The organism is Chryseobacterium sp. Tr-659 (assembly GCF_011752975.1).
Taxonomy (GTDB): Bacteria; Bacteroidota; Bacteroidia; order Flavobacteriales; family Weeksellaceae; genus Chryseobacterium.
Map to the genome: position 1 here is coordinate 329,625 of NZ_VWWP01000006.1, position 7,392 is coordinate 337,016.

Genomic DNA, 7,392 nt, shown 5'->3' on the forward strand with positions numbered 1-7,392 from the left:
TTATCAAAAATAATATATATGAAAAGATTTTCCAAGATTTTTATGCTTTTGCTTTTAATGCTGAGCTTTTCAATGGCCTTCGCACAGAAATATTACGATGACCAATGGAAGAAGATTGCCGAAAATAGTAAGAAGGGCGCCTATAAATCTACGCTCCCCATTATTTTAGACATACAAAAACAAGCCATGAAAGAAAATAATGCTCTTCAGCTGATCCGTTCTATGAAAGCGGAATTCAGTATTGTGAACCAAACGGTGGATAATGATCAGAATGATGATGCTTCAAAATTCTTCAAAAAACTTCAGGAAGCGGAAACGAAACTGAAAGGAAATGAAAAATTAGTATATAAGGTTTTACTGAATGGCTTTTTCATGGATTATTACAACAATAATTCCTGGAAAATAAATGGCATAACCAATATCGATTCTCAGGATGTTTCCCAGATTGAAAACTGGAGCAACCTTGATTTTAAAAATTACCTGACAAAAAGTTATCAGGAACTTGACCAGCAGAAGTCTGAAATGAAGAAAGTATCTCTGGTAAAATATAAAGAGGCTTTTGAAGGGAATAAAGATATTACTTATTTTCCATCTCTTTTCGATTGGTATGCATTAAAAAAGATAGGATTTTTATCAGAAAATTTTATTTTCACTAAGAATGAACTTACAGAAAACCGTATTGCTATTAATGCCGTTTATGATGAGCTGATAGAAAGTAACAGTGGCAATCCCAAGCTGTATTTTATGAAAGAAAAGCTTGTGAGAAACTGTGATTTCAATCATTGTAAAGATAAACTTGAGCAGCTGCAGAATCTGCTGAAATCTGATACAGAAGGAGATTACAAAGTGATTATTATGGAAGATATCATGAATGAACTTATCTCCAAAAAGAAAGCTAAAGAAGCACTTGAAATAGCCGCCCAGGCGAAAAGCCAATATCCGAAATCTCCTTTCCTTGGAAATATCATAAGCAAAGAATCTCAGATTGTTAACCCGTCCTTAAATATAAAGTATGAGCAGCAGACCCAGAATAATCTTCCGATTCATTTTGTAGCTGATTATAAAAATGTGACAGAATTTTCTTTGCAGATTTATGAGGTAAAAGAAGATTTTAACTCTTTCATGCAATATATGCAGGATCCGTATTCTAACAGTTTCGGAAAGGTAAAGAAGAATTTGGTAAGAAAAGAAACTTATAAGCTTTCCGGCCCGAAAGATTATCAGAATCACAAGACATCTCTTGAGATAAAGCCCCTTCCTTCGGGAGTTTATGTAGCAGAATATGCTGTAGCCGGAGTTGATCCTAAAGAGAATGACTCCAGACAAAATTTTTATTTTCTGGTTTCCGGGAACAAAATCATTTACCAGTCTAAAACAGACAGAAATCCTCTTTCCAATGAGCTGAAACTGGTAAACAGTGAAAATGGAAAACCGACTATTAATGAAGGCATAAGATTTTATGAATTTGTTGCCAATAAACCTTTAAATAAAATTGAAGGGAAAACAGATGAAAAAGGAGTCTTTAAGTTTCCTGCCACAAACAGTAAGGATTATTACAGAGCTTTCCTGATTCAGCAGCCTAAAACGAATGACTTTCAGATAATGAGAGTGTATGGAAACAGAGCATATGGTGAAGATTATAATCCAAATAAAGAGACAAGAACATCAGCCCAGGTTTTCACGGACAGGGCTATTTATCGTCCGGGACAAACCGTATATTTTAAAGTGATTAATACCAGACTGAACAAAGAAATAGAATCTGTAGTTTCAGGAATGAAGCAAAAAATAACGCTGATAGACACCAATAATGAAGAGGTTTCTTCTCAGGATTTTACTACCAATGAATTTGGTTCTTATCATGGCAGCTTTATTCTTCCAAAAGGAAAGTTAAACGGTATGTTCTATCTGAAAACAAGTGGAGAAGTACAAGCGTACAAAAATATCAGAGTTGAAGAATATAAAAGACCGAAATTTGAGGTAACCTTTGATCCGGTAAAAGATGAATATAAGTATGGACAGACCATAGAACTGAAAGGTAAAGCCATGATGTTTTCCGGTGTTGCACTCAGCAATACCAATGTGAACTATGAAATTAAGAAACATAATATCAGATGGAGATATTTCTGGTGGTATCCGCAAGGAAATGATAACGAAAACTCAATTCTTGGAGAAGCAAAAACCAATGATAAAGGTGAATTTACGATTCGTCTTGAACTTAAAAAAGATGAAAAGCTGGAAGGAATACAGATTGATAATTATGAGATCAATGCTTCAGTAACAGATATCAATGGTGAAACACAATCGGCAAACACACAATTGAAAGTTGCTTCAGTTTCTCATTACATCAAAGCAGATGGTATCAAAAATACCTTCACTGATGATAATATAAAAGTAAAGGTTGAAACCAAGAATTACAATGAACAGATCCTGAAAAAAGCATATCAGGTTAAATTATCAAAACTTACCGCTCCGGATAGAATTTTCAGAAATAACTTTAGATCGGAGGTTCAGAATCTTCCGGAATATTCAAAAGAAGAATTTATTAACAAGTTTCCACACGATTTGTTTGATAAAAACGACAACATCGAAAATTGGAAAATTGAAAAGGTAATGGTAGAAAGACAACAGTCTTCAACTGATAATTCTCAACTGGATCTGGGCAAACTGGAAGCAGGAGATTATCAGCTGGAATTGTTCAATATTGAAGGGAAAGACACCATCAAATCTTCTCAGTATTTCAGTGTGTGGGATAAAACCTCTTTAAAACCAACACAAAAGACATTCCTTACCGTTATTGCGCCTCAGGAAGAATTGTCTAGAGGATCAAAATCCAAGATTTATGTATTCTCTGCAGTTCCGGATGCACTGGTTAATGTTTTTGTACAGGATGGTTCCGGAAAAACCATTACAGAGACCCATCAGCTGAGAAAAGGAATGCTGGAATACACTGCCGAAATTCCTAAAGATAAAAAGGTTTCAGCATTGAATCTTCAGTTTCAGCTGGTAGCATTCAATGATGTGAATACACAGGCAGTGACTTTAAATATAAAAGATACGGACAAGCCTTTAAAAATTGAAACCGTTACTTTCAGAGATAAACTAGAACCTAATTCTAAAGAAAAATGGACGGTAAAAGTAACAGGAAATGATAATGAAAAGATTAATGCGGAGGTATTGGCCAATATGTATGATATGTCTCTGGATCAGTTTGAGCCCAATAATTACAGCTGGAATAAATTATACATACCATTCACAGTTATTAGTTCATACGATATTAGAAATGCTCTGCAACAAGAAAATTATCAGAAAAGATTGAAGTATTTTAATGGCAGATATGTAGATATTCCGCAATTTAACTGGTTTGATCAAGCTTTGTATTATTCAACCCTGGCAGGAAATGCGGCAGGAGTTGTAGCAGAAGCCTCTGTTTCGAATTATGCTGTGGCACCACCGCCATCCCCGGTTGCAATGGCAAAAAGCGTAAAAAGAAATGCTGTTGCAGAAGAAAAGCTTGACGTAGTACAAAATGTTGTTCCAGAATCGGGAACAGCTCCTGAAATACAAAAAGATCTGGAGAAAGTTCCTGTTCGTCAGAACCTGAACGAGACGGCATTCTTCTATCCTGATCTTAAAACCGATGCATCTGGAAATGTGAACTTCGAATTCACTTCACCGGAAGCATTGACAAAATGGAAATTAATGTTCCTGGCCCATACGCAAGATGCCAGAGCAGCTACTTTGGAAAAAGAAGTAGTAACGCAGAAAGAATTCTCAGTAACGCCAAACTATCCTAGATTTTTAAGAGAAGGTGATGAATTGAATCTGCAGTCGAAACTGTCTAATCTGACAGACAAGAAATTAAACGGTTCTGCAGAGTTACAGATTCTGGATGCTTTTACCAATGAAAATATTTCTTCAAAATTCGGAATTTCATCAGGTATACAGAACTTTAATGTAAATGAAAATGGGAACACTGCATTAACCTGGAAATTAAAAGTTCCGGATCATGTTTCTTCCATTATTTTAAAGATTGTTGCAAAAGCAGGTGCTTATTCGGATGGAGAGCAGCAGGCTGTTGCCGTATTACCAAACAGAATGCTGGTTACTGATGCCGTTCCTGTTTTTGTGAAAGAAGGTGAAACCAAGACATTTGTTTTAGATAACCTGAAAAATACAACATCTGCAACTGCTTCCAATGTGTCTAATACGTTAGAATTAACAACAAATCCGATCTGGGAAATCATGTTTGCACTTCCAAGTCTGAAAAATGATCAGAATAATTCTGCTGATGTGATCTTTAATAAGTGGTTTGCAGATGTGCTGGCTTCTGAAATATTCAAGGCTAATCCGAAAATGAAAACGGTTTTTGATGAATATCAGAATAAAGGATTATTAACTTCAAACCTTGAGAAAAACCAAGAGTTAAAACAATTGCTGCTAGAAGAAACACCTTGGGTGCTGGAAAGTAAAAATGAAGGAGAACAGATGCAGAAGCTGGCATTGCTGTTTGATACCAATACCATGCGTAATTCTATCAGACAAGACTGGGATGATTTCAAAAAACTTCAAAACCCGGATGGAGGATTTTCCTGGTATGCAGGATATCCAAGTTCTTATGGAACGTCATTGTATATCCTTAAAAACTTAGGGAAAATCAATGAATGGCTAAAAGATAATGTGAAAGATTATCAAAGTTCTGAACAAGCTGAGCTTACAGCCAAGCTGATCCAGTATGTAGATAATGAAATCAACAAATATTTTGATGTGAAGCAAGGAAATGTTTGGAATAACTGGGCACTGGATTATCTTGATACCCGGAATTATTGGGAAAAACAGTATCCTTTAAAAGGAAAAGGCGCTGCTTTAAAAACTTTGGTGAAGCAAAAAGCTAAAACTGCTAAAATCACCGATTTTACATTCTTCGGTCTTCACCGTGCAGCATTACTGATGAATGATTATGGCTTGAAGGAAGTATCTGATAAACTGATAACCTATCTTAAAGAAACTTCCACAGAAACAAAAACACAGGGAGTTTACTGGAAGCAAAATCTGAATGACTGGGGATGGTTCGGTTCAAAAGTAGTTAACCAGGCAGGAGCCCTGGAAGCGTTCAATAAGTTAAAGGGTAATGATCAGAACTTTATTGAAGAAATGAAGATCTGGCTGGTAACGCAGAAAGAAGTGAATTCCTGGGGCAGCTCGAGAGGAACTGCAGAAGTGATTTTTACTATTTTAAATTCAGGAAAATCATGGACCGGAACAGAAAGTGATAAAGCTACAATTGTTTGGGGTGGAAAAGAACTGGTACCTCAGACTCAGGCTACCGGTTATGTGAAATCAACAGTGAAGACAGAAGCCATAGATAAAAATCTGGCAACCGTTACCGTTACAAAACCTGGTCCTGGAATCGTTCAGGGTGGACTGTTCTGGCAGTATTATGAAGATCTTGATAAGATTAAATCTTCCGAAACTTATATTTCTGTAACAAAAGAGCTTTACAAGAAAGTAAAAACCGTAAACGGAGAAGAACTTCAGAAGATTTCAACAGAAACACCATTGAAAGTAGGAGATAAAGTAACGGTAAGAATGATTCTGAATACGGACAGACCAATGGAGTTTATTCATATTAAAGATATGCGTGCAGCAGGATTTGAACCTACAGAAACATTATCCGGATACCAGTGGAAGAATAATCTCGGGTATTATCAGTCTACGAAAGATGCATCAACCAACTTCTATATTCAGAATATGCCAAAAGGAAAATACGTTTTTGAATACGATGTTATTGCAAATGCTTCCGGAAAATTCTCCAACGGAATTACCACCATGCAGAATTATTATGCACCACAAATGAATGCTCATACAAAAGGAAGTAATGTGACAATTTCAGAGTAATTTATAAAATTTATAAAGTGAGTATAAAAAAAGCTGCAGTAATTTTTACTGCAGTTTTTGTTTTAAGAGTTCAAACGAAAATATAATTAAAAGTCTGTTTAAACTTTTTTACTAAACCATAAAAGGCACAAAAGTATTTTAAACACGTAAGCTATTTAAGTTATATGCTTTGTGTATAAGAAGTACACTAAAGTCTTGTTGAAAATCAAAGATTTTCATCTTATGTGAACTTAATTGTGCGGTATTTTCCTAAACTTTCTAAAGTGGACTAAAGAGTTGAAAAATAAAAAACTTTTGTGACTTTGGGGTTAAGTTTAAACAGCTTTTAAATTAAAAAATCAAACAATTGTTTAATTTGGAATGGTTTTTGGAATTAAGGTAGTGTAAATTAAAAAAATTATTAAAAGATGAAATTTTCTAAAACTTTAATTACAGGACTGGTATTGATGGCAGGGGTAAATGCTTTCGCTCAGAAGAAAGCTGAAAAGTTTGAAAAACTACAGATTGAAATGTTCCCAAAAGCAAAAGAAGGATATAAGCAGGTATATATTCAGCTTCCTGTAGCCAAAAATGAAAACGATTTGAAAGTCGAAGTTTTTGTAGGAATTGAAAAGATGCTGGATTGTAACAACTATTCCTTGATGGGAGATATGAAAAGCCAGGATCTTCAAGGTTGGGGATACAACTATTATGAAGTAGAATCTAAAGGAGAAACAGCCGGAACATTAATGGGCTGCCCTGGGCAGAAACTGACTAAAAAATTTGTTACCTTAAAGCCTGAAATTGTAAGATACAACAGCAAACTTCCATTGGTATTCTATGTACCGAAAGACATCGAGGTTCGTTATAGAGTTTTACGTCCGGATACTGGTATGAAAAAAGCAGTTCAAAAGTAAAATCAGCTTATTATAATTATAAAGAAAACTCCTCACAGCGATGTGGGGAGTTTTCGTTTTACAGTAATGTAAAACCCGTTCCTGTTGAGTATTTTTTCTCGCGGATTTTTCTGATTATGCAGATTATTATTTCCAAAGTTTATGCGCCCATTATTGTCATTCCGTAGGAATCTAAATAACGTATTCAAGTTTAGGTAAGACCCGCTTCCACTAAATTTCTGCAGCAGACCAAAATATAAACGCTTCATCATAAAAGCAGGAGCTTAGATTCCTACGGAATGACAAGGTTAGTATGTATGTGATGTGTACTGATTAATTGCCTATAAATACCGTTCAATCCTTAGCTATCCCCATAGTCTGTCATTTCTGGGCTCCAGATAGCGTATTTAAGTTTAGGCTAAAACCCGTTCCTGTTGAGTATTTTTTCTCGCGGATTTTTCTGATTATGCAGATTATTATTTCAAAGTTTATCCGCCCATTATTGTCATTCCGTAGGAATCTAAATAACGTATTCAAGTTTAGGTAAGACCCGCTTCCACTAAATTTCTGCAGCAGACCAAAATATAAACGCTTCATCATAAAAGCAGGAGCTTAGATTCCT

The 7,392-nt window shown here is 35.3% G+C and carries 2 protein-coding genes; both read left to right on the forward strand.

Annotated elements, in window-relative coordinates; translation table 11 throughout:
* The first annotated feature begins 18 nt into the window (after positions 1–18).
* Complete coding sequence (locus F3J23_RS14915; RefSeq protein WP_167030619.1) at positions 19–5,895, forward strand: alpha-2-macroglobulin family protein; 5,877 nt, start codon at positions 19–21, stop codon at positions 5,893–5,895.
* Positions 5,896–6,302: 407 nt separating this feature from the next.
* Positions 6,303–6,791, forward strand: a complete 489-nt coding sequence (locus F3J23_RS14920) for an ecotin (protein WP_167030622.1) — start codon at positions 6,303–6,305, stop codon at positions 6,789–6,791.
* Positions 6,792–7,392: the final 601 nt, after the last annotated feature.

Excerpts from the sequence above, each read along its gene's own strand:
- F3J23_RS14915 (WP_167030619.1), top strand. The coding sequence starts at position 19 with ATGAAAAGATTTTCCAAGATTTTTATGCTTTTGCTTTTAATGCTGAGC.
- F3J23_RS14920 (WP_167030622.1), top strand. The coding sequence starts at position 6,303 with ATGAAATTTTCTAAAACTTTAATTACAGGACTGGTATTGATGGCAGGG.